Origin of the sequence: Rhodobacter flavimaris, assembly GCF_021378075.1 — a bacterium.
Taxonomy (GTDB): domain Bacteria; phylum Pseudomonadota; class Alphaproteobacteria; order Rhodobacterales; family Rhodobacteraceae; genus Rhodobacter; species Rhodobacter flavimaris.
The window spans coordinates 17198-37066 of sequence record NZ_JAJUOS010000005.1 but is presented as its reverse complement, the minus strand read 5'-3'; the positions used below and the strand labels follow the sequence as shown (position 1 = coordinate 37066).

The following is a 19869-nucleotide window of genomic DNA, read 5'->3' as shown; positions in this document are numbered from 1 at the left end:
GCCAAAGGTGGCATGACGTAGCGTTGCGTCAAGGGATCGGCGCGGCATATCCCTCGAAAGTAACATTCTGGGCAACCGTGCGCGCGCGGGCCTCAGCCTCGGATGAGCGGATGGTCCAGCACAGGATCGCGGCGCCTTGCGCTTTCAGTTCGGCCACGCGCGCGGCGCCCAGATCGGCCGCCTCGTGCGAGATGAAGCAGGCGCCAACGGCATCATAATCGGGGATCAGCGCCAGCCGCTCGCGCACAGCGGTGGGCAGCAGCGGCCAGTCCTCGGCGCGATAGGCCGAGGTGGTCAGGCCGACCGGAACCTCGGGCGCCGCCGCGTGGAAGGCCGCAACCGAATGCGGGTTGAAGGACATCACCGCAACCAGCCCCTTGTGGCCGCGCAGGGCCTCGGCCACGGCGCACTCCATCGCGCCGACATCGGTCCCCATCGCGCCGTCCTGATCCTTGAGCTCGATCAGCAGCGGCACGGCGCCGCCGACGATCTCAAGCACCTCGGCAAGGGTCGGGATGCCGTCGTCGGCATCGATCAGGCGTGTCGCGCCAAGCTCGCGCGCGGTGAAGGCCCGAACGCGTCCCGGCACGCCGGTCAGGCGGCGCAGGTCGTAGTCGTGGAACACCATCGGCACCCCTTCGGCCGAGGGCTGGATGTCGATCTCGATCCCGTAGCCCGCCGCGACCGCCGCGCGCACGGCGGCGCGGCTGTTCTCGGGGCGGCCCGCTGCTCGGTCATGCAGCGCGCGATGCGCGATCGGCGCGCGCAGGAATGCCTCTGGCAGCATCATGCGACCTCGAAGATCGCCTCGATCTCGACGGCGACGCCAAGCGGCAGCGACACCGCCGACACGGCCGAGCGCGCGTGGCGCCCTGCCTCACCGAAGACCTCGACCATCAGGTCCGAGCAGCCGTTGATCACCTTGGGTTGGTCGATGAAATCGGCGGTCGAGTTCACGAAGCCCACCAGTTTGACCACCCGTTTGATCCGGTCGAGATCGCCAAGCGCGGCCTTCGCCTGCGCGATCAGCGCCAGCCCGCAGAAACGCGCCGCCAGCGCGCCCTCGCTCACATCCATATCGGCGCCGAGGCGCCCCTTGATTAGCCCCTCGGGGCCGTTCGAAATCTGGCCCGAGACAAAAAGCTGGTTTCCGCTGCGCACGAAGGGCACGTAATTGGCCGCAGGCGCAGGCGCGCCGGGCAGTGTGATACCGAGTTCGCTCAGGCGGGTGTCGATGCGGGACATGAAAAACCTCCGTGCTGGTGTTGCACGGAGGTTAGGCGCAGGCGCAAGGGGCCTCAAGTGCCGTTATGCACGGCAATGGTTTGCGGGATCGCCGGGCCAGCCAGAACCTGCGAGAGTTTCGCGGTGGCGACGCGGAAGGCCTTGGTGATCGGCGTCAGCATGAGCGCAAGGAAGCTCATCTCCCAGTAGATGGTCAGCGGGATGACGGCGAAAATCATCAGGCCCTGCGCCTCGGCCATCGACTCGACCGGCAGAAGCAGGATCACCGCGGCCGAGGCGCCGATTTCGATCAGCAGGGCAACGGTCAGCAGGATATGCGCCATCAGCGCCTGGTTTATGCCCACCGGATGATAAAGCCAGTCGGGCACCCGGTGCCGCATTGCCAGACCCATGCTGGGGATCAGCGATCCGAACAACACTGCCGCCAGCAGAAAGATGTTTTCGCCCCGCATGATCGCCATCGGCATCAGCACGAACCCGGCCGCGAACACCCCGATCCCGTGCAGTCCCGTCAGGCGGGCGCTGGAGGCGTGCATCATCTCGGAGGTCTTGGACAGGAACTTCATGGCCGGAGTCCTTTCTATAGGGCTCCTTACACTTTGTTCACCAATCTGGGCGCGATCTGGGCAAGATCGGGGTAATTTCCGTTCCCGTCAGGCCACGAGCTGTTCGGCACGCTTGAGGTCGACCGAGACGAGTTGACTGACGCCCTGTTCCTGCATGGTCACGCCGAACAGGCGATCCATCCGGCTCATGGTCACCGCGTGGTGGGTGATTATCAAAAAGCGCGTATCGGTGCGGCGGGTCATCTCATCAAGCAGGTCGCAGAAGCGGGTGACGTTGGCGTCGTCAAGCGGCGCGTCGACCTCGTCGAGCACGCAGATCGGCGCGGGGTTCGCCAGGAACACCGCGAAGATCAGCGCCATGGCGGTCAGGGTCTGCTCGCCCCCCGACAGCAGCGACAGGGTCGAGAGCTTCTTGCCCGGCGGCTGGCACATGATCTCAAGGCCCGCTTCCAGCGGGTCGTCGGATTCCACCAGTTGCAGGTTCGCCGTGCCGCCACCGAAGAGGTGGGTGAACAGCGTGCGGAAGCTTTCGTTGACCTGCTCGAAGGCGGTCAGCAGGCGCTCGCGCCCCTCGCGGTTGAGGCCCGCGATGCCGGCGCGCAGCTTGCGGATGGCCTCTTCCAGGTCGGCCTTTTCCTTGACCAGAGTGTCGTACTCGGTCTGCACCTCGCGGGCGTCTTCCTCTGCGCGCAGGTTGACCGCACCGAGCGCCTCGCGCTGGCGCTTGAGCCGCGCGACCTCGACTTCGAGCGTCTCGGAATCGGGCATCTTGTCGGGGTCGGAGCCAAGCGTTTCTAGCAGTGCCTCTGGCGTCTGTTCCGTCTCTTCCATGATCCGCTCGGCGGCATAGGCAACGGTTTCACGCGCGGCATCCACGCGGGCCTCGGCGCGGGCGCGGGCCTCGCGGGCCTCGCCGGCCAGACGCTCGGCCTCGCGCTCGGCGATCTGCGCTTCGCGCAGCGCACCCTCGGCGGCAGAAAGCCGGTCGCTGGCGGCGGCCTTGCGGGCCTCGGCGGTGGCGATGGCCTCGTTCAGCTCCTCGCGCTTGGCGGCAAGCTCCTCGGGCACCGCGGCCGCGTCTTCCAGTTCGGCCTCGGTTTCCTCGCGGCGCAGTGCAAGTTCAGCCGAGCGCTTCTCGGCCGTCTCAAGGCGGTGCTTCCAGCCCGAGATTTCCTTGGTCACCTCCTGACGGCGGCGCAGCCGGGCCTCGCCCTCGCGGCGGATCTCGTCATGGGCCGAGCGGCGGGTGAGCATGGTCACACGCGCGGCCTCAACCGTCATCTTGATCGCATCCACCTCGGAGCGGGCGGAATCCAGATCGGGCAGGGCGGCCAGTTGGCCCTCGGCCTCGGCCAGGGCCATGCGGGCGGCGCTGGCGGCTTCCTCGTGGCGCTTCACCGCAAGGCGTGCGCTTTCCACCTTGCCAGCCGAGATCGAGCGTTCCGCCTCGGCCCGGCTCAGCGCGCGGCCAGCCTCGGCCAAGCGCTGGTCGGCGGCGCGGCGGGCCTCGCGGGCGCGGGCATCACCGGCCGAGGCGTCGGCCAGCTGACGGGTCAGCATTTCATGCGCCTGACGGGCACCCTCGGCGCGGGCGGCAACCTCTTCAAGGTCGCGCTTGAGTTCGACAAGGCGGTTGAGCTGTTGCAGGCGCAGGGCCGCCGCAGTCGGCGCATCCTCGGCCCCGGCGCGGAAGCCGTCCCACCGCCACAGATCGCCGGCCATCGACACCAGCCGCTGGCCGGGTTTCAACTGCGCTTGCAGCCGCGTGCCCTCATCGCGGTCGGCCACAAGCCCGATCTGCGAGATGCGGCGGCCAAGAACCGCGGGAACATCGACATGGGACGAAAGCGGCTCGATCCCGACCGGCAGGCCCTGCGCGGCGTCATATTCGGGCAGCAGGCCCCAGCCGGATTTCGCGCCAGCATCCACCTCGGGGGCGCGCAGATCGTCTGCCAGCGCGGCACCAAGCGCGGCCTCATAACCCTTGTCCACGCGCACGCGGTCAAGCAACTGCTTGCCGGTCGCGGCCTCGCGCTCAACCAGGCGGGCAAGGGCAGCAACTTCGGCGCGCAGCGCGCCAGCCTCGCCCTCGGCCTCGGATCGCATGGCGCGCGCGGCGCTTTCGCGCGATTGCACCTCGGCGCGGGCCTCTTCAGCGGCGGCGAGCGCCTCTTCGGCGATCTCGGTGGCCTCGGCGGCCTCTTCCTGCGCGGACTGTGCCGCCTCGAAGGACTCGCCCGCGTTATCGAGCGCGTCTTGCGCGGCCTCGGCCGCCTCGCTGGCGCGTGCGGCTTCGGCTTCCGATTTCTCGGCGGTGGTGCGGTTGTCGGCGACAAGCCGCTGCGCCGACTGGTGGCGCGCGGCCAGGCGGGCGACATCTTCGGTCAGCTCGCTCAGCGTGGCCTCGCGGTCTTGCAGAACCGAGGACGCTTCCGACGCCGCATCGGCGGCAGCAGAAAGCTTGTCCTCATGCCCCTCGGCGGCCTTGATCAGCTGCCCCATTTCCCAGTCGAGCCGTTCGATCGTCTCGCCAGCATCGCGGTTCAGACCCGCCTCGCGCTCCATGTCGCGGTCAAGTTGCAGGATGCGCGATTTCAGGGTTTCGATCCGCTGCGCGGCCTGCGTTTCCTGATCAGTCAACTGGTCGCGCTGCACGACAAGGCGCTGGAGGATCGCTCCCGCAATCGCCTCTTCCTCGCGCAGCGGCGGCAGGGCGTCTTCGCGCGCGGCACGGTCCTTGGCACTAGCACGGGCGGCGAGTTCGGCCTGCGCCGCGCCCTGCATCCGCTCGCGCCAGAGGCCCTCGGCCTCACCCCGCGCGGCCTCGGCCTCGCGCCAACGACGATAGAGCAGCGCGCCCTCGGCCTTGCGCAGGTCGTCGCCGATCTCGCGGTAGCGCGCGGCCTGACGGGCCTGACGGGCAAGCTGGGCAAGCTGCTGGCCCAATTGCTCGATCACGTCATCGACACGCAGCAGGTTCTGCTCGGCCCCGTTAAGCTTCAGCTCGGCCTCGTGGCGGCGCTGGTAGAGGCCCGAGATCCCGGCGGCTTCCTCAAGGATGCGACGGCGCGCCTTGGGCTTGGCGTTGATCAGCTCGGCAATCTGGCCCTGGCGCACCAGCGCGGGCGAATGCGCGCCGGTCGAGGCGTCGGCGAACAGCATCTGAACGTCGCGCGCGCGCACGTCCTTGGTATTGACCTTGTAGGCCGAGCCCGCATCGCGCGTGATCCGGCGCACGATTTCCAGCGTGTCGGCCTCGTTGAAGCCCGAAGGGGCGAGGCGTTCGGTATTGTCGATTTGCAGCGAGACCTCGGCGAAGTGCCGCGCGCCGCGCGTGGCGGCACCGGCGAAGATCACGTCCTCCATCCCGGCGCCGCGCATGGCCGAGGGGCGATTTTCGCCCATCACCCACCGCAGCGCCTCAAGCAGGTTCGACTTGCCGCAGCCGTTCGGCCCTACGACCCCGGTCAGCCCGTCATGGATCACCAGATCCGTGGGGTCCACGAAGCTTTTGAAGCCATTCAGTCTGAGGCGGGTGAAACGCAAGCCGGAGCCTTTCCGAATCCTGAAACAGGGCCGAGTGTCGGGCGCACAGGGCCATGAGTCAACGCCGTGCCCCATGATCTGGCGGGTTTGCGCGCCTTATCCACAAGATATGCGTGGATTTCGGCTTTCGGGGCTGCGCAATCGAGCTTAGCCTAGCGACGAGAAACCAAGGGAGGTCGCGCATGGTCGGGGCACTTGCCATCATTTTGCTGTTCCAGCTTGCGGGCGAGGTGATCTCGCGCGCGGGGCATTTGCCGCTGCCCGGACCGGTGCTGGGAATGGTCGGGCTGGTGGTGGCGCTGTCAGTGTCGACGCGGCTGCGCGAGCTGATCCGGCCCACCGCGCAAGGCGTGCTGCAAAACCTGTCGCTGTTGTTCGTGCCTGCGGGCGTGGGTGTGGTGGCGCATATGCCCACGCTGGCCAATTACGGGCTGGCGCTGGCGGTGTCGCTGGTGGTCTCGACGCTTCTGGCCATCGTGGTGGGTGCGGTGACCTTCACTTGGGTCGCGCGCCTCGTCGGGAGCCGCGCCGATGACTGATGCCGCGCTGATCTGGTCCTACCTTGCCTCGAAGCCGCTCCTGTGGCTTTGCGCGACGCTTTTTGCCTATTGGGCTGGGGATACGATTTTTCGCCGCTCGGGGCGCAAGCCCTGGGCTAACCCGGTGATGATCGCGGTGATCTTGCTGGCAGTTTTGCTGGGGCTGACCGGCACCGAATACCAGAGCTATTTCGAGGGCGCGCAGTTCGTCCATTTCATGCTGGGTCCGGCGACGGTGTGCCTTGCCGTGCCCTTGCAGGCCAACCTGGGCGCGGTGCGGCGGGCGCTGGTGCCGATCGTGGTGGCGCTGCTGGCGGGGTCGTTTACGGCGGTCTTCTCGGCGTTGGCGATTGCCTGGGCCTTCGGGGCGGATACCGCGCTTCTGGCCACGCTCGCGCCGAAATCGGCCACGGCGCCGGTGGCGATCGGGATCTCGGAATCGCTTGGCGGGGCGCCGACGCTGACGGCGGTGCTGGTGCTGCTGACCGGCATGATCGGGGCGATTTTCGTGACACCCATGCTCAATGCGCTTGGGCTGAAGGACTGGCGCGCACGGGGCTTCGCCACGGGGGTCGCGGCGCATGGCATCGGCACGGCACGCGCCTTTCAGGTGCATGACACGGCGGGGGCCTTCGCTTCGATTGGTATGGGGCTGAACGCGGTGCTGACCGCCTTCCTTGCGCCGCTCGTGCTGAGGATGTTTCTCTAGCCGCGTGTGCGCGGCGGGTGTGCCTTGTAGACCGGCAGTTTCCAGCCATAGCGCAGCGAACCCGCGCGCAGCGCAAAGGTGACCAACCCGCAGCCGATCAACGCAGGCAACCCGCTGAACCCAACCGCCGTCAGTATCAGCGCGGCGGCCGCGCCCGCGAAGGCGCAGCTTAGGTAAAGCTCACCCTGTTTCAGGGTCAGGGGAACCTCGTTGCACACCACATCGCGCATCAAGCCGCCGAAGCTGCCGGTGATGACCCCCATGATCAACACGATCACCGGGCCATGGCCAAGCGCCATGGTCACGGCGACACCCGCAGGGACCGCGACGGCCAGCGCGCAGGCATCGAGCCACAAGAGCGCGCGATAGCGGCTTTCCAGCAGATGCGCGGTGAAGAAAACCAAGACAGCGGCGGCCGCAATCAACAGGATGAAACCCGGCCGCCCGACCCAGAACACCGGATCGCGCCCCAGCAGCAGATCGCGCAGCGTGCCCCCGCCGACCGCCGTCAGCGTCGCAATGAAGATGAAGCCCACGAGGTCAAGTTGCTGGCGGGAGGCCACCAGCGCCCCCGTCAGCGCGAAGATCAGCACCGAGGCATAGTCGAGGATCGCCCCGACCGGCAGGCCCGCCAGCCCGCTCATGCCTTGACCTTGAAGGGCGCCATGCCGGCGCGCGCGAGTTCATCCGCGCGCTCGTTCTCGGCGTGGCCGGCGTGGCCCTTGATCCATTTCCAGGTGACCCGGTGGCGGGCCTGCGCCTCGTCAAGGCGCTGCCACAGATCGACGTTCTTCACCGGCTTCTTGTCAGCGGTTTTCCAGCCGTTGCGCTTCCAGCCGTGGATCCAGCTGGTCACGCCGTTCTTCACATAGGCCGAGTCGGTGGTGATGGTGATCGCCACATCGCGGCTAAGGCGCTCAAGCGCGTTGATCGCAGCCAGCAGTTCCATGCGGTTGTTGGTGGTGTCGGCCTCGCCGCCGGACAGCTCACGCTCCTTGACGATGCGCTCGCCATCCATCGCGCGCAGAAGCACTCCCCAGCCACCGGGGCCGGGGTTGCCCGAGCAGGCGCCATCGGTCCATGCGTAAAGATCGGGCATGGGTCAGGTGCGCTCCATCGCAAGGCGCAGGCCAAGCGCCGCGAAAGAGGCGGCAAAGGCACGGCGCAGCCAGGCCATGACGGCGGGGCGCGACAGCACCGCCTGCCGCCCCGAGGCCGCAAGCGCCGCGTAGGCCACGAAGACCGCGAAGGTCATCGCGGCAAAGCCGCCGCCAAGCGCCGCCATCACGTCGATCCCGTCGGTGGGCGCCATGAATTGCGGCAGGAAGGCCATGAAGAACATCGGGATCTTGGGGTTGAGCAGGTTCAGCGTCACGCCGCGCCGGACGATCCGGCCGATGCTTTCGGGTTCGGCCGCGCGCAACTCTAGCCCGCCCTGGCCCTTCAGCGTGCCCCAAGCCATCCACATCAGATAGCCCACGCCCGCGAATTTCACCGCCTGAAACAGCAGGGCCGAGCTGTGCAGCACCGCTGCAAGCCCCGCCATCGCCACGCCCAGATGCACCAGCGTCGCCATCGTGCAGCCGACCGAGGCCCAAAAGCCCGCGCGCAGCCCCTGACCCAGTGTGACCGAGAGCGTGTAGACTACGCCGATCCCCGGCGCGAGGCAGACGATCAGGACGGTCAGGAAATACTCGATGCTCATGATGCCTCCCTCAGAACGCGCGGAACCTTGAATTCGATATCCTCGCGCGCGGTTTCGACCAGTTCAACCGTCAGATCGTATCGGTCGCGGAAGGCGTCGATGACCTCGTTGATCAGCACCTCGGGAGCTGAGGCTCCGGCGGTCACGCCGACCGCGCGCACGCCGTTCAGCGCGCGCCAGTCGATGTCGGTGGCGCGCTGCACAAGCTGGGAGTAGCCGCAGCCTGCCGCACTGCCCACCTCGACCAGGCGGCGCGAGTTCGACGAGTTCGGCGCGCCGATCACCAGGAGCGCCTCGATCCGCGGGGCGATGGTCTTGACCGCGGCCTGACGGTTGGTGGTGGCATAGCAGATGTCTTCCTTGGCGGGGCCGACGATCTTGGGGAAGCGCGCCTGAAGGGCAGCCACGATGCCCGCCGTGTCATCGACCGAAAGCGTGGTCTGGGTGATGAAGGCCAGACGATCCGGGTCGCGCGGGGTCAGCGTGGCGACATCGGCGACGGTCTCGACCAAAAGCACCTCACCCTCGGGCAACTGGCCCATGGTGCCCAGAACCTCGGGGTGGCCGGCATGGCCGATCATGACCATTTGAAGCCCCTCGTCGTGGTGACGTTCGGCCTCGATATGAACCTTGGACACAAGCGGGCAGGTGGCGTCCACGAACACCATGTGGCGGCGGCGCGCCTCGGCGGGCACCGATTTCGGCACGCCATGCGCCGAGAAGATCACCGGGCGGTCATCGGGGCATTCGTCCAGCTCCTCGACGAAGACCGCGCCCTTGTCGCGCAGGCTGTCCACGACGAACTTGTTATGCACGATCTCGTGGCGGACATAGACCGGCGCGCCCCATTTCTCGAGCGCCATCTCGACGATCTTGATGGCGCGGTCCACGCCCGCGCAAAAGCCGCGCGGGGCGGCGAGATAAAGGGTCAGTGCTGGCTTCATCGGCATCTCCTGTTGTCCCACAGGTATGCGGCGGGCGGCCTCAGGTCCAGAGGGGATGTGTCAGCCCGCGCCCATGGCCTGGGCGGTCACCCATGCGACGGCGACGTAACGGCCGGTCTTGGCCAGCGCGACCATCGGGATGAAGATCCACAGGTTCATGCGCAACACGCCGGCGACAAGGCAGGCCAGATCGCCCCCCGGTGCCCAGCTGAGCAGCAACACCCAGATGCCCCAGCGTTCGAACCAGCGATGCGCGCGCTCCATCTGCTGCGGCGTGGCGGGGAACCAGCGCCGGTCGGACCAGTGGTTCGCGCCGCGCCCAAGCCCGTAGGTGATCAGCGCGCCAAGCGTGTTGCCGATACCGGCAACCACAAGCATCTGCCAGACCGGAGCTATGCCCGCCGTCTGCATGGCGACAAAGACGATCTCGGACTGCATCGGGATCGGCGACGCTGCCAGCATCGCCGAGAAGAACAGTCCCAACAGTGAGGCAGTCTCTTCCATCGTCTTCCTCAGGGCGCGGCAGGCACCCGGCGCGGCAGATATAGAAAGAGATCAGGCGTTGGTCGAGGTCTCGGTCTCGCGCGGCTCGCGCGGAGGGCGCCCGATTACATCGCGCAGCGCATCCAGCTCGATGAAATTATCGGCCTGGCGACGCAGCTCGTCTGCGATCATGGGGGGCTGAGAGCGAATCGTCGAAACGACCGAAACGCGCACCCCCTGACGCTGAAGCGCCTCGACGAGCGGGCGGAAATCGCCATCGCCCGAGAACAGAACCGCGTGATCGAGACGGGGCGCAAGCTCCATCGCGTTCACGGCAAGCTCGATGTCCATGTTGCCCTTGACCTTCCGGCGACCCATCGAGTCGGTGTATTCCTTGGCCGGTTTCGTCACCATCGCGTAGCCGTTGTAATGCAGCCAGTCGACCAGCGGACGGATCGGCGAATATTCCTCGTTCTCGAGCAGGGCAGTATAATAGAAGGCCCGAACCAGCTTGCCGCGGCGCTCGAACTCCTGTCGAAGCAGTTTGTAGTCGATGTCGAACCCGAGCGACTTCGCCGCTGCGTAAAGGTTCGAACCGTCGATGAACAGCGCAAGCCGTTCGTCTTTGTAAAACATCAAAAAGTCCTTTCCATCAGGCCTGCCGATGACGCCGTTGAGTGGTTGGCGCGGAAAATAAAATTGACCAATTACGCCGACAGAACACGATTTGCATGTTAGGACATAGCAACAGCAGCGGCGCGAGGATATCTACCTTTATGTATAGTAACACGTTTTTGGTTGCCGTAGGGTCAAATCTGCCTTCGCAAACAGGCTCCTCGGCGGAAACTGTCCGATCCGCGCTGACAAACTTACCAGCCGAAGGCCTGCATCTGGCGGCTGTAAGCCGCTTTCACCGCTCGCCTGCTTTTCCCGCCGGATCGGGGCCGGATTTCGTGAATGCTTGCGCGGTCGTGCGGGGCGAGATGGGGGCAGTCGAAGCCCTGGCGGCGCTGCATCGGGTGGAAGAGGCGCTGGGGCGTTCGCGCACCCACCGCTGGGAGGCGCGCAAGATCGACCTTGACCTGCTGGCGATGGGCGATGCGGTGCTGCCCGACCTTGCAACATTTACCCGCTGGACCAGCCTGCCGCTGGAGGCGCAGATGCGCGAGGTGCCCGATCAACTGATCCTGCCGCACCCGCGCATGGCGGATCGCGCCTTCGTGCTGATTCCCTTGGCCGAGATCGCGCCGCGGTGGCGCCACCCGGTCAGCGGAAAGACCGTTGCCGAGATGGCCGCAGCGCTGCCCGAGGCGGAAAAAGCGGCGCTACAAGCGTTTGACCCGGCGACCTCTGTGGATGAAACGCTTGTCAATACCTTTTGAAGCGCCTAAATAGGCCCCTCACACCTCCCAAGTCTGATTGGAGTTGCAGATGGCCCGCGTGACGGTTGAAGATTGCGTTGACAAGGTTCCGAACCGGTTCGAGCTGGTGATGCTCGCTGCCCACCGCGCGCGTGAAGTCGCCGCAGGTGCTGCCCTGACCGTGGATCGCGACAATGACAAGAACCCCGTCGTGGCGCTGCGCGAGATCGCCGAAGAGACCCAGAGCGCGGATGACCTGCGCGAGCGTCTGATCGAGTCGAACCAGACCCAGATCGAGGTCGACGAGCCGGAAGACGACGCGATGTCGCTGCTCATGGGCGGCGAGATGGATCGTCCGAAGGAAGACGACATGAGCGAAGAGCGGATGCTGCGCGCGCTGATGGATGCGCAGGGCCGCGGCTGATCGCACACAGACGGGCGCGAGGGGGGATCGCAGCGCGAAATGATCGACGTCGAAGACCTGATCGCGCTCGTTCGCAACTATAACCCGCGCACAAATTCCGAACTTATCCGCAAGGCCTATGCCTACGGTCTGAAAATGCATGAAGGGCAGTTCCGGCATTCGGGCGAGCCCTATTTCACGCATCCCGTCGCCGTTGCCGCCATCCTGACCGAGCAGCGGCTGGACGATGCCACGATCATCACCGCGCTCCTGCACGACACGATCGAGGACACGCGCTCGACCTATACCGAGGTCTCTGAGATGTTCGGCGCCGAGATCGCCGAGCTGGTCGATGGCGTGACCAAGCTGACCAACCTGCAGCTGTCGTCGAACGCCTCGAAACAGGCCGAGAATTTCCGCAAGCTGTTCATGGCCATGTCCAAGGATCTGCGGGTGATCCTGGTCAAGCTGGCCGACCGTCTGCACAACATGCGCACGATCAAGTCGATGCGTGTCGAGAAACAGGCCCAGAAGGCGCGCGAGACGATGGAGATCTTCGCGCCGCTGGCCGGGCGCATGGGTATGCAATGGATGCGCGAGGAGCTGGAGGATCTGTCCTTCAAGGTTCTTAATCCCGAGGCGCGCACCTCGATCATCCGCCGCTTCGTCAGCCTGCAAAAGGAATCGGGCGACGTGATCCCCAAGATCACGCATGATATCCGTCATCTGTTGGAAGAATCGCAGATCGACGCGGATGTTTTTGGTCGCGCCAAGCGCCCCTATTCGATCTGGCGCAAGATGGAGGAAAAGCAGCTCGCCTTCTCGCGGCTGTCCGACATCTACGGTTTCCGCGTGATCACCGCCTCCGAGATGGATTGCTACCGGGTTCTGGGGCTGATCCACCGCCGCTGGCGCGCGGTTCCGGGGCGGTTCAAGGATTACATCAGCCAGCCCAAGACGAACGGCTACCGCTCGATCCACACCACGGTCTCGGGGCGGGACGGTAAGCGGGTCGAGGTGCAGATCCGCACCCGCCAGATGCACGAGGTGGCCGAGGCCGGCGTTGCCGCTCATTGGTCCTATCGAGACGGGCAGCGCGCCGCGAACCCCTTTGCGGTCGATCCGGCGAAATGGCTCAACTCGCTGACCGAACGTTTTGCCGAGGGCGATCACGACGAATTCCTCGAGAACGTGAAGCTCGAGATGTATTCCGATCAGGTCTTCTGCTTCACGCCGAAGGGCGACGTGATCAAGCTGCCCAAGGGCGCGACGCCGATCGACTTCGCCTATGCGATCCATACGCGGATCGGCAACTCCTGCGTGGGCGCCAAGGTCGATGGCATTCGCGTGCCGCTCTGGACCCGGCTCAAGAACGGTCAGTCGGTCGAGGTGATCACCGCCGCCGGGCAGCGCCCGCAGCCGACCTGGCTTGATATCGTGGCGACCGGCCGGGCCAAGGGCGCGATCCGCAAGAGCCTGCGCGAAGAGGACCGCTCGCGTTTCGTCAAGCTGGGGGCCGAGCTTGCCCGCGTGGCATTCGAGCATGTCGGGCGCAAGGTCACCGACAAGGCGCTGCGCACCGCCGCCAAGACGCTGGGGCTGCCCGACGATATCGAGCTGCTGGCACGTCTCGGCTCGGCCGAGCTGACCGCGCGCGAGGTGCTGGAATCGCTTTACCCCGAGCTGATCGCCCGCGGCGCCGACACGATCGAGCCCACCCGCGCGGTGATCGGGCTTGGGGCCGACCAGAGCTTCCGCCGGGCGTCCTGCTGCCAGCCCCTGCCGGGCGAGCGCATCGTGGGCATCACCTATCGCGGGCAGGGCGTGGTCATCCACGCGATCGACTGCCCGGCGCTTGAGGAATTCGAGGAGCAGCCCGACCGCTGGGTCGATCTGCACTGGCAGCCCGGCCAGCACCCGCCGGTCTACTCGGCCTCGCTCAAACTGACGATTTCGAATGATGCCGGGGTGCTGGGACATATCTGCACCTTGATCGGGCAGCAGAAGGCAAATATCTCGGATTTGCAATTCATGGACCGCAAGCCGGATTTCTACTCGCTGATGGTTGAAGTCGAGATGCGGGATGTGGAACATCTGCACACGTTGCTCACGGCGCTTGAGGCCGAGACAGATGTGGCGCAGGTCCAGCGTTGGCGAGATCTGGCGCGCAAGCCCTGAGGCAGCCCTGACGGGCGGAAGGAAGAACGGTGGTTTTCAAACGGCGCGAAAAACGCCCCTTCCTCAGCGCCCTGCGCGAAGCGGTCTGGCCCCGCAGCGGCTGGACCCGCGCTTTTCACTACGTCAAACACCGCGTCAATCGCCTGCCCGATCAGCCGCACCGCATCGCGCGCGGGGTCTTCGCGGGTGTTTTGATCTCGTTCACGCCGTTCTTCGGGTTGCACTTCCTGTCTGCGGCGGCGGTCGCGCTTCTGGTCCGCGGCAATGTCATCGCCTCGCTTCTGGCCACGTTCTTCGGCAACCCGATTACCTTCCCGATCATCGCGGTCAGCTCGGTCAAGCTGGGCCAGTGGATGCTGGGGCGTGCGGTTGACGATGGCCATGCCGAAACGCTGGGGCAGACCTTCCTGGCCGCCGGGCATGACCTCAAGCACAATATCGTCGCCATTTTCACCCCCGCGCATAGCGAGTGGGGCGGGCTCGCACAGTTCTTCAGCGATGTATGGCTGCCCTATTTGGTGGGCGGGTTCGTTCCGGGCATCGTGGCGGGGCTGATCTGCTACTATATCTCGCTGCCGATCATCGACGCCTATCAGAAGCGCCGCCGCACGCGGCTCAAGGAACGGCTTGAGAAGATCCGCGCCAAAATCGCGCACAAGCGCGAAGAGCGCAAAGAGAACAGCCGCCAGGAACCGCCGACCGACGGCGCGTGAGCCGTCAGAATTCTTGGCAAAGCGCCCCGGATACCCTTCAAACCGTCTCGGCTCTCGCGCATACTCCGCGCGCAATCTTCGGAGGACATCATGCTCCATTCGCTTCGCCTCGGTGTGAACATCGATCACGTCGCCACCATCCGCAACGCGCGCGGCTCGGCCTATCCGGACCCGCTGCGCGCCGCCAAGCTGGCCGAGGCCGCAGGCGCGGACGGCATCACCGCGCATCTGCGCGAGGATCGCCGCCACATCCGTGACGCCGATATCGACGCGCTGATCGCCGATCTGGCCGTGCCGCTGAACTTCGAGATGGCGCCCACTGCCGAGATGCAGGCCATCGCGCTGCGCACCCGTCCGCATGCCTGCTGCATCGTGCCGGAAAAGCGCGAGGAGGTGACGACCGAAGGAGGGCTTGACGTCGCGGCCGACCTTGCGCGGCTGACCGATTATGTTGCGCCCCTGCGCGAGGCAGGCATTCGCGTCTCGATGTTCATCGGCCACGATCCGCGCCAGATCGAGGCCTCAGCCAAGATCGGCGCGGCGGTGGTCGAGCTACACACCGGCCATTACTGCGATCTGCATTATGCTGGCCAATTCGCCGAACGCGACGCCGAGCTGGAGGCCCTGCGCGCCGGTGCCGCCTATGCCCACAGCCTTGGGCTTGAGGTTCACGCAGGCCACGGCCTGACCTTCGAGACCGTCGGCCCCATTGCCGAGATCGAAGAGCTGCGCGAGCTGAACATCGGCCATTTCCTGATCGCGGAATCGGTCTTCATGGGGCTTGAGAATGCGATCAGGCAGATGCGCCACCTGATGGACACCGCGCGGGGCGAGTGAGCGGATGATCCTCGGCATCGGCACCGATCTGGCCAATATCGAGCGCATCGCCGCCACGCTCGAACGCTTCGGCGACCGCTTCCGCCATCGCGTTTTCACCGAGGCCGAGATCGCCAAGTCCGAGCGCCGCGCCGATACCGCAGGCACCTATGCCAAGCGGTGGGCGGCGAAAGAGGCGTGCTCGAAGGCGCTTGGCACCGGGCTGCGCATGGGCATCGCCTGGAAGGACATGGGGGTTACGAATCTGCGCTCGGGCCAGCCGGTGATGGAGCTGACCGGATGGGCGGCCGAGCGCCTGCGCGAGATGACGCCTCCGGACCACGAAGCCATCGTTCACGTGACCTTGACCGACGATCACCCCTGGGCGCAGGCCTTCGTGGTGATCGAGGCGCGGCCGCTTCCTTGACTTGGGCTGCGCGGCAGGCCAAGGAAGGCGGGACTTTCAGACCAAGGCGGGAAAAGCATGGCGAAGAAATCTGATGGCGGGATTGTCGAGACGATCAAGACGGTCTTCTGGGCACTGCTGATTGCGGGCGTGTTCCGCACCCTGTTCTTCCAGCCGTTCTGGATCCCCTCGGGCTCGATGAAGGACACGCTGCTGATCGGCGATTTCCTCTTCGTCAACAAGATGGCCTATGGCTATTCGGCGCATAGCTGCCCGTTCTCGGCCTGCCCGATCGAGGGCCGCCTGTTCGGCTCGGAACCCGAGCGCGGCGATGTTGTGGTCTTCCGCCACCCGACCCGCGGTGTCGACTTCATCAAGCGCGTCGTCGGCCTGCCGGGCGACCGCGTGCAGGTGATCGACGGCGTGCTGCAGATCAACGGTACGCCCGTGCAGCTGCAAGACGGCGGCCAGTTCACCGAGATTAAGGACTTGCAGGGCCCGCAAGGCCTGATGCCGCGCTGCGCCAATGACCCGGTCGGGCAGGGCGGCACCTGCATCAAAGAGCGCAAGATCGAGACGCTGCCCAATGGCGCGACCCACTCGATCCTGAACATCACCAACAATTGGGTGGCCGATAACACGCCGGTCTTTACGGTCCCCGAGGGCCAGTATTTCTTCATGGGCGACAACCGCGACAACTCGGAAGACAGCCGCTTCCCGGCTGCCGCGGGCGGGCTTGGCTTCGTCCCGGCTGACTACCTGATCGGCCGCGCCGACCGGGTGATGTTCTCCTCCGCAGGGCGCTCGCTCTTCTTCTTCTGGACCTGGCGTCCGGATCGCTTCTTCAAGGCGATCGAGTGAAGATCGGCGCGGATATCGAGGCCTTCATGGCGCGCCTCGGGCATCGCTTCGCGCGGCCCGAGGTTCTGGTGCGCGCGCTGACGCATTCCTCGATCGGCACGGCGACGCGGCCCGATAACCAGCGGCTTGAATTCCTGGGCGACCGCGTTCTGGGCCTGACCATGGCCGAGGCGTTGTTCCGCGCCGACAAGTCCGCCTCGGAAGGTCAGCTAGCGCCGCGCTTCAACGCGCTGGTGCGCAAGGAAACCTGCGCCGACGTCGCGCGCCAGATCGACCTTGGCGCCGTTCTCAAGCTCGGCCGGTCCGAGATGATGTCGGGTGGACGCCGCAAAGAAGCCCTCTTGGGCGACGCGATGGAGGCGGTGATCGCCGCCGTCTATATCGATGCGGGGTTTGAGACCGCCCGCGATCTGGTGCTGCGCCTCTGGGGCGACCGGATCGACGCGGTCGAGGAAGACGCCCGCGATGCCAAGACCGCGTTGCAGGAATGGGCGCAGGCGCGCGGCCTGCCGCCGCCGAAATACGTCACCATCTCGCGTGAGGGCCCCGACCACGCGCCCGTCTTCACCATCGAGGCGCAACTGGCCAATGGTGCAGTCGAACGTGCCGCCGCCAAAGCCAAGCGCCAGGCCGAACAAGCCGCCGCCAAGGCCCTTCTGGCACGGCTGGAGGCCCCGCAGGCCTGATCGCGCCGACCCGATATTCCGCTTGGTCTAGCAATCACCTGCACCAGCCCCCTATCCCTTTTGCGCCGGAATGGTGCGAAAACCGAATAATCTGGCCAGCCGCACGCATTTCCACTATGCCAGCCGCAAGAACCTCAAGGAGATCCAATGACGACTCGCTCGGGCTTTGTGGCCCTTATCGGTGAACCGAACGCTGGAAAATCGACCCTGCTCAACCGCATGGTGGGGGCGAAGGTCTCGATCGTGACCCACAAGGTGCAAACCACTCGCGCCCGTATCCGCGGTGTCTGCATGGAGGGCGATAGCCAGATCGTCTTCGTCGATACCCCCGGCATCTTCCGCCCGCGCCGCCGTCTTGATCGCGCCATGGTCTCTGCCGCCTGGGGCGGTGCCTCCGACGCCGATATCGTCGTTCTCCTGATCGAGGCACATCGCGGCCTGACCGAAGGAACGCGCGCCATCATCGCCGCCCTGAAAGAGCGCGAGGGGGGACAACCCGTCGCGCTGGCCATCAACAAGATCGACAAGGTCAAGGCCGAGAAGCTTCTGGAGCTCGCCGAGGCCGCCAATGCCGCGTTCCCGTTCGTCAAGACCTTCATGATCTCGGCCGAGCGCGGCTACGGCGTCGATGACCTGCGCGAATGGCTCGCCGGGGAATTGCCAGTCGGCCCCTGGTTCTACCCCGAGGACCAGATCGCCGACCTGCCCATGCGCCAGATCGCCGCCGAGGTTACGCGCGAGAAACTGACCCTGCGCCTGCACGAAGAAATCCCCTACCAGCTCACCGTCGAGACCGAGAAATGGGAAGACCGTAAGGATGGCTCCACCCGGATCGACCAGCTGATCTATGTCGCCCGAGAGGGCCACAAGGGTATCGTTCTGGGCAAGGGCGGCGAGACGATCAAGGCGATCTCCACCGCCGCCCGCGCTGATCTGAGCGAATTCCTCGGCCGCCCGGTCCACCTGTTCCTGCAGGTCAAGGTGCGCCCGAACTGGCTCGAAGAGGCCGAGCGCTATTCCGAGATGGGGCTCGACTTCAAGGACGGCGATTAAGATGCAGGCCCGCCTGACCTCGGAACTCTGGGTCCGGGCCTATCTGAAACGCCTCGAACTCGCCCATATCCCGGCCTATCTCGCGGCGCGCGGCCAACCCGACGCGGGCTCCGTCATGGTCAAATGCGCGACACTCGACGGACAGGCCAAACTCTGGCAGCGCAGCTTCGACCTCACCACTGGCGCGCGCAAATGGGTTCCTCTGACCGAAGGGCCCGAACCCGAGGTCGATGCTTCGATCCGCAAGCAGCGCAGCTTCGACCCCGACCTCTGGGTGATCGAGATCGAAAGCCGTGACGGTGCGACCCTTCTCGACCAGGACGGGCTGAGCGACTGACTTTCCCTTTCTTCTTGGCTGAAATACCTTCGGGGGGACCGGGGGGCAGACAGCCCCCCGCCTCTCCGACCCGAGACCGGCATGGACTGGCAAGACCGCGGCACAATCCTTTCCACCCGCCTGCATGGCGAAACCTCGGCGATTGTCGAGGTCTTCACGGCGGACCACGGCCGTCACGCGGGCGTCGTGCGGGGCGGCGTCTCGCGCAAGATGGCCGCCACGCTGCAACCGGGTAGCCATGTGTCGCTGGCCTGGCGCGCAAGATTGGAAGATCACCTTGGCAGCTTCACGGTCGAACCGCTGCGCTCGCGCGCAGGCGCAATGTCGGATCGGCTCGCGCTGATGGGATTGAACGCGGTCTGCGCCATGCTCGGCTTCGCGCTACCCGAACGCGAACCGCACCCGCGCCTTTATGCTGCGACCGAGCCGCTTTTCGACGTGATCGGCCTCGCGCATGAGGGCTGGCCCGTCGATTACCTACACTGGGAAATGGCGCTGCTCGAAGAGCTTGGCTTCGGGCTCGATCTCACCCGCTGCGCGCTCACCGGCGGGCGCGAGGATCTGGCCTATGTCAGCCCGCGCACCGGTCGCGCGGTCGCGCGCGAGGCCGCCGGAGACTGGGCGCCGCGCCTCCTCCCCCTGCCGCAATGCTTGCTCGGGCAAGGGCCAGCGACCTTGGTTGAAATCGTCCAAGGCCTGAAATTGACCGGACATTTCCTCGATCTCTTCGCCGCCGAACACAGCCGCCGCGCACTGCCCGAGGCCCGCAACCGCCTGATCGACGCACTCGCACGTCAGGGCTGAGCGCGGCTATCCAGAACCAGTTGCAGCAGCGCCAGATCGAGCCAGCGCCCGAACTTCTGCCCAACCTGTGGCATCGTCCCGACATGGACGAACCCAAGCTTGCCATGTAGCGCGATCGAGCCCGCATTCCCCGCTTCGATCGCGCCGACCATGACGTGATAGCCCGCCGCGCGGGCGTGCGCGATCAGTGCCTCCATCAGCGCGCGCCCACGTCCACTGCCGCGCAGATCCGAGCGGATATAGACCGAATGCTCGACCGTCCCGCGATAGCCATCAAAGGCGCGAAAGGGGCCGTAGCTTGCATAGCCCACGGTCTCGCCCGCTTCCTCCAGCACCAGAACCGGCAGACCTGCCGCCTGACGCGCCTGCATCCACTCCACCCGGTTCGCGGCGTCGATCTCGATCTCGTTCCAGATCGCGGTCGTGTTGCGCACGGCGTCATTATAGATCGCGGCGATGGCGGGGGCGTCGGCGGGCGTGGCGTTGCGGATCATGCAGGGGCTCCTTTGCCGTC

At 65.9% G+C, this 19869-nt stretch carries 24 protein-coding genes; 13 read left to right on the top strand and 11 right to left on the bottom strand.

What is annotated here, in order from left to right; genetic code table 11:
* Positions 1-28: 28 nt before the first annotated feature.
* From LZA78_RS07955 to smc, 4 genes are all read right to left on the bottom strand, one after another.
* The gene (locus tag LZA78_RS07955; RefSeq protein WP_233676405.1) at positions 29-790 is read right to left on the bottom strand and encodes a glycerophosphodiester phosphodiesterase family protein; all 762 of its coding nucleotides are present in this window, start codon (positions 788-790) and stop codon (positions 29-31) included.
* On the bottom strand, positions 787-1245 hold the full coding sequence (locus LZA78_RS07950) for a RidA family protein (RefSeq protein ID WP_233676404.1): 459 nt from the start codon (positions 1243-1245) through the stop codon (positions 787-789). Before LZA78_RS07950 ends, LZA78_RS07955 begins: the two co-directional genes overlap by 4 nt.
* Positions 1246-1298: 53 nt before the next feature.
* Positions 1299-1811 (bottom strand): hypothetical protein, encoded by a 513-nt coding sequence (locus LZA78_RS07945; RefSeq protein WP_233676403.1) that lies wholly within the window; start codon positions 1809-1811, stop codon positions 1299-1301.
* Between the two features lie 87 nt (positions 1812-1898).
* The gene (gene smc, locus LZA78_RS07940) at positions 1899-5357 is read right to left on the bottom strand and encodes a chromosome segregation protein SMC (protein ID WP_233676402.1); all 3459 of its coding nucleotides are present in this window, start codon (positions 5355-5357) and stop codon (positions 1899-1901) included.
* A 182-nt stretch (positions 5358-5539) separates the two neighbouring features.
* On the opposite strand from smc, the gene LZA78_RS07935 reads away from it, so the two are divergent.
* Both LZA78_RS07935 and LZA78_RS07930 read left to right on the top strand, forming a co-directional pair.
* On the top strand, positions 5540-5896 hold the full coding sequence (locus LZA78_RS07935; protein WP_233676401.1) for a CidA/LrgA family protein: 357 nt from the start codon (positions 5540-5542) through the stop codon (positions 5894-5896).
* Positions 5889-6605, top strand: coding sequence for an LrgB family protein (locus LZA78_RS07930; RefSeq protein WP_233676400.1), 717 nt, complete (start codon positions 5889-5891; stop codon positions 6603-6605). Before LZA78_RS07935 ends, LZA78_RS07930 begins: the two co-directional genes overlap by 8 nt.
* Here the strand turns inward: LZA78_RS07930 and LZA78_RS07925 are convergent.
* Genes LZA78_RS07925 through LZA78_RS07900 form a run of 6 tightly spaced genes read right to left on the bottom strand, consistent with a single transcriptional unit; the run spans position 6602 to position 10373 of the window.
* On the bottom strand, positions 6602-7249 hold the full coding sequence (locus LZA78_RS07925) for a trimeric intracellular cation channel family protein (RefSeq protein WP_233676399.1): 648 nt from the start codon (positions 7247-7249) through the stop codon (positions 6602-6604). The two genes, LZA78_RS07930 and LZA78_RS07925, sit on opposite strands and share 4 nt — an antisense overlap.
* Positions 7246-7704: a ribonuclease HI gene (rnhA, locus tag LZA78_RS07920; RefSeq protein ID WP_218630531.1), complete on the bottom strand. Its 459-nt coding sequence runs from the start codon at positions 7702-7704 to the stop codon at positions 7246-7248. The genes LZA78_RS07925 and rnhA overlap by 4 nt, the downstream gene beginning before the upstream one ends.
* Positions 7705-7707: 3 nt before the next feature.
* A complete protein-coding gene (locus tag LZA78_RS07915) occupies positions 7708-8310 on the bottom strand; it encodes a LysE family translocator (protein WP_233676398.1) in 603 nt (200 codons plus the stop codon).
* Positions 8307-9260 carry a 4-hydroxy-3-methylbut-2-enyl diphosphate reductase gene (ispH, locus tag LZA78_RS07910; RefSeq protein ID WP_233676397.1) on the bottom strand — a complete coding sequence of 318 codons (954 nt, stop codon included), beginning with the start codon at positions 9258-9260 and terminating at the stop codon, positions 8307-8309. The genes LZA78_RS07915 and ispH overlap by 4 nt, the downstream gene beginning before the upstream one ends.
* Positions 9261-9314: 54 nt before the next feature.
* On the bottom strand, positions 9315-9758 hold the full coding sequence (locus LZA78_RS07905; RefSeq protein WP_233676396.1) for a YqaA family protein: 444 nt from the start codon (positions 9756-9758) through the stop codon (positions 9315-9317).
* 51 nt (positions 9759-9809) lie between these two features.
* Positions 9810-10373 carry a LabA-like NYN domain-containing protein gene (locus LZA78_RS07900; RefSeq protein ID WP_218630527.1) on the bottom strand — a complete coding sequence of 188 codons (564 nt, stop codon included), beginning with the start codon at positions 10371-10373 and terminating at the stop codon, positions 9810-9812.
* Between the two features lie 95 nt (positions 10374-10468).
* On the opposite strand from LZA78_RS07900, the gene folK reads away from it, so the two are divergent.
* The 11 genes from folK (at position 10469) to recO (ending at position 19355) form a co-directional block, all read left to right on the top strand.
* Positions 10469-11119, top strand: coding sequence for a 2-amino-4-hydroxy-6-hydroxymethyldihydropteridine diphosphokinase (folK, locus tag LZA78_RS07895; protein ID WP_306798967.1), 651 nt, complete (start codon positions 10469-10471; stop codon positions 11117-11119).
* A 49-nt stretch (positions 11120-11168) separates the two neighbouring features.
* Positions 11169-11522 (top strand): DNA-directed RNA polymerase subunit omega, encoded by a 354-nt coding sequence (gene rpoZ, locus LZA78_RS07890; RefSeq protein ID WP_233676395.1) that lies wholly within the window; start codon positions 11169-11171, stop codon positions 11520-11522.
* A 39-nt stretch (positions 11523-11561) separates the two neighbouring features.
* Positions 11562-13679 carry a RelA/SpoT family protein gene (locus tag LZA78_RS07885; RefSeq protein ID WP_233676394.1) on the top strand — a complete coding sequence of 706 codons (2118 nt, stop codon included), beginning with the start codon at positions 11562-11564 and terminating at the stop codon, positions 13677-13679.
* 29 nt (positions 13680-13708) lie between these two features.
* Positions 13709-14392 (top strand): DUF2062 domain-containing protein, encoded by a 684-nt coding sequence (locus tag LZA78_RS07880; RefSeq protein ID WP_233676393.1) that lies wholly within the window; start codon positions 13709-13711, stop codon positions 14390-14392.
* A 90-nt stretch (positions 14393-14482) separates the two neighbouring features.
* On the top strand, positions 14483-15229 hold the full coding sequence (locus LZA78_RS07875; RefSeq protein WP_233676392.1) for a pyridoxine 5'-phosphate synthase: 747 nt from the start codon (positions 14483-14485) through the stop codon (positions 15227-15229).
* A gap of 4 nt (positions 15230-15233) precedes the next feature.
* Positions 15234-15635, top strand: a complete 402-nt coding sequence (gene acpS / locus LZA78_RS07870) for a holo-ACP synthase (RefSeq protein ID WP_233676391.1) — start codon at positions 15234-15236, stop codon at positions 15633-15635.
* A 57-nt stretch (positions 15636-15692) separates the two neighbouring features.
* The gene (gene lepB / locus LZA78_RS07865; protein ID WP_233676390.1) at positions 15693-16475 is read left to right on the top strand and encodes a signal peptidase I; all 783 of its coding nucleotides are present in this window, start codon (positions 15693-15695) and stop codon (positions 16473-16475) included.
* Positions 16472-17161 carry a ribonuclease III gene (gene rnc / locus LZA78_RS07860; protein WP_233676389.1) on the top strand — a complete coding sequence of 230 codons (690 nt, stop codon included), beginning with the start codon at positions 16472-16474 and terminating at the stop codon, positions 17159-17161. Before lepB ends, rnc begins: the two co-directional genes overlap by 4 nt.
* Positions 17162-17308: 147 nt before the next feature.
* Positions 17309-18214, top strand: coding sequence for a GTPase Era (gene era, locus LZA78_RS07855; RefSeq protein ID WP_233676388.1), 906 nt, complete (start codon positions 17309-17311; stop codon positions 18212-18214).
* A gap of 1 nt (position 18215) precedes the next feature.
* Positions 18216-18551, top strand: coding sequence for a DUF1491 family protein (locus tag LZA78_RS07850; RefSeq protein ID WP_233676387.1), 336 nt, complete (start codon positions 18216-18218; stop codon positions 18549-18551).
* Positions 18552-18632: 81 nt separating this feature from the next.
* On the top strand, positions 18633-19355 hold the full coding sequence (recO, locus tag LZA78_RS07845) for a DNA repair protein RecO (RefSeq protein ID WP_233676386.1): 723 nt from the start codon (positions 18633-18635) through the stop codon (positions 19353-19355).
* Here the strand turns inward: recO and LZA78_RS07840 are convergent.
* The gene (locus LZA78_RS07840; RefSeq protein WP_233676385.1) at positions 19346-19849 is read right to left on the bottom strand and encodes a GNAT family N-acetyltransferase; all 504 of its coding nucleotides are present in this window, start codon (positions 19847-19849) and stop codon (positions 19346-19348) included. The two genes, recO and LZA78_RS07840, sit on opposite strands and share 10 nt — an antisense overlap.
* Positions 19850-19869 lie beyond the last annotated feature (20 nt).

Bases quoted from the DNA above. Each gene is read 5' to 3' on its own strand.
- LZA78_RS07955 (WP_233676405.1), bottom strand. From the start codon at position 790: ATGATGCTGCCAGAGGCATTCCTGCGCGCGCCGATCGCGCATCGCGCG.
- LZA78_RS07950 (WP_233676404.1), bottom strand. From the start codon at position 1,245: ATGTCCCGCATCGACACCCGCCTGAGCGAACTCGGTATCACACTGCCC.
- LZA78_RS07945 (WP_233676403.1), bottom strand. From the start codon at position 1,811: ATGAAGTTCCTGTCCAAGACCTCCGAGATGATGCACGCCTCCAGCGCC.
- LZA78_RS07935 (WP_233676401.1), top strand. From the start codon at position 5,540: ATGGTCGGGGCACTTGCCATCATTTTGCTGTTCCAGCTTGCGGGCGAG.
- LZA78_RS07930 (WP_233676400.1), top strand. From the start codon at position 5,889: ATGACTGATGCCGCGCTGATCTGGTCCTACCTTGCCTCGAAGCCGCTC.
- LZA78_RS07925 (WP_233676399.1), bottom strand. From the start codon at position 7,249: ATGAGCGGGCTGGCGGGCCTGCCGGTCGGGGCGATCCTCGACTATGCC.
- rnhA (WP_218630531.1), bottom strand. From the start codon at position 7,704: ATGCCCGATCTTTACGCATGGACCGATGGCGCCTGCTCGGGCAACCCC.
- LZA78_RS07915 (WP_233676398.1), bottom strand. From the start codon at position 8,310: ATGAGCATCGAGTATTTCCTGACCGTCCTGATCGTCTGCCTCGCGCCG.
- ispH (WP_233676397.1), bottom strand. From the start codon at position 9,260: ATGCCGATGAAGCCAGCACTGACCCTTTATCTCGCCGCCCCGCGCGGC.
- LZA78_RS07905 (WP_233676396.1), bottom strand. From the start codon at position 9,758: ATGGAAGAGACTGCCTCACTGTTGGGACTGTTCTTCTCGGCGATGCTG.
- LZA78_RS07900 (WP_218630527.1), bottom strand. From the start codon at position 10,373: ATGTTTTACAAAGACGAACGGCTTGCGCTGTTCATCGACGGTTCGAAC.
- folK (WP_306798967.1), top strand. From the start codon at position 10,469: ATGTTAGGACATAGCAACAGCAGCGGCGCGAGGATATCTACCTTTATG.
- rpoZ (WP_233676395.1), top strand. From the start codon at position 11,169: ATGGCCCGCGTGACGGTTGAAGATTGCGTTGACAAGGTTCCGAACCGG.
- LZA78_RS07885 (WP_233676394.1), top strand. From the start codon at position 11,562: ATGATCGACGTCGAAGACCTGATCGCGCTCGTTCGCAACTATAACCCG.
- LZA78_RS07875 (WP_233676392.1), top strand. From the start codon at position 14,483: ATGCTCCATTCGCTTCGCCTCGGTGTGAACATCGATCACGTCGCCACC.
- acpS (WP_233676391.1), top strand. From the start codon at position 15,234: ATGATCCTCGGCATCGGCACCGATCTGGCCAATATCGAGCGCATCGCC.
- lepB (WP_233676390.1), top strand. From the start codon at position 15,693: ATGGCGAAGAAATCTGATGGCGGGATTGTCGAGACGATCAAGACGGTC.
- era (WP_233676388.1), top strand. From the start codon at position 17,309: ATGACGACTCGCTCGGGCTTTGTGGCCCTTATCGGTGAACCGAACGCT.
- LZA78_RS07850 (WP_233676387.1), top strand. From the start codon at position 18,216: ATGCAGGCCCGCCTGACCTCGGAACTCTGGGTCCGGGCCTATCTGAAA.
- recO (WP_233676386.1), top strand. From the start codon at position 18,633: ATGGACTGGCAAGACCGCGGCACAATCCTTTCCACCCGCCTGCATGGC.
- LZA78_RS07840 (WP_233676385.1), bottom strand. From the start codon at position 19,849: ATGATCCGCAACGCCACGCCCGCCGACGCCCCCGCCATCGCCGCGATC.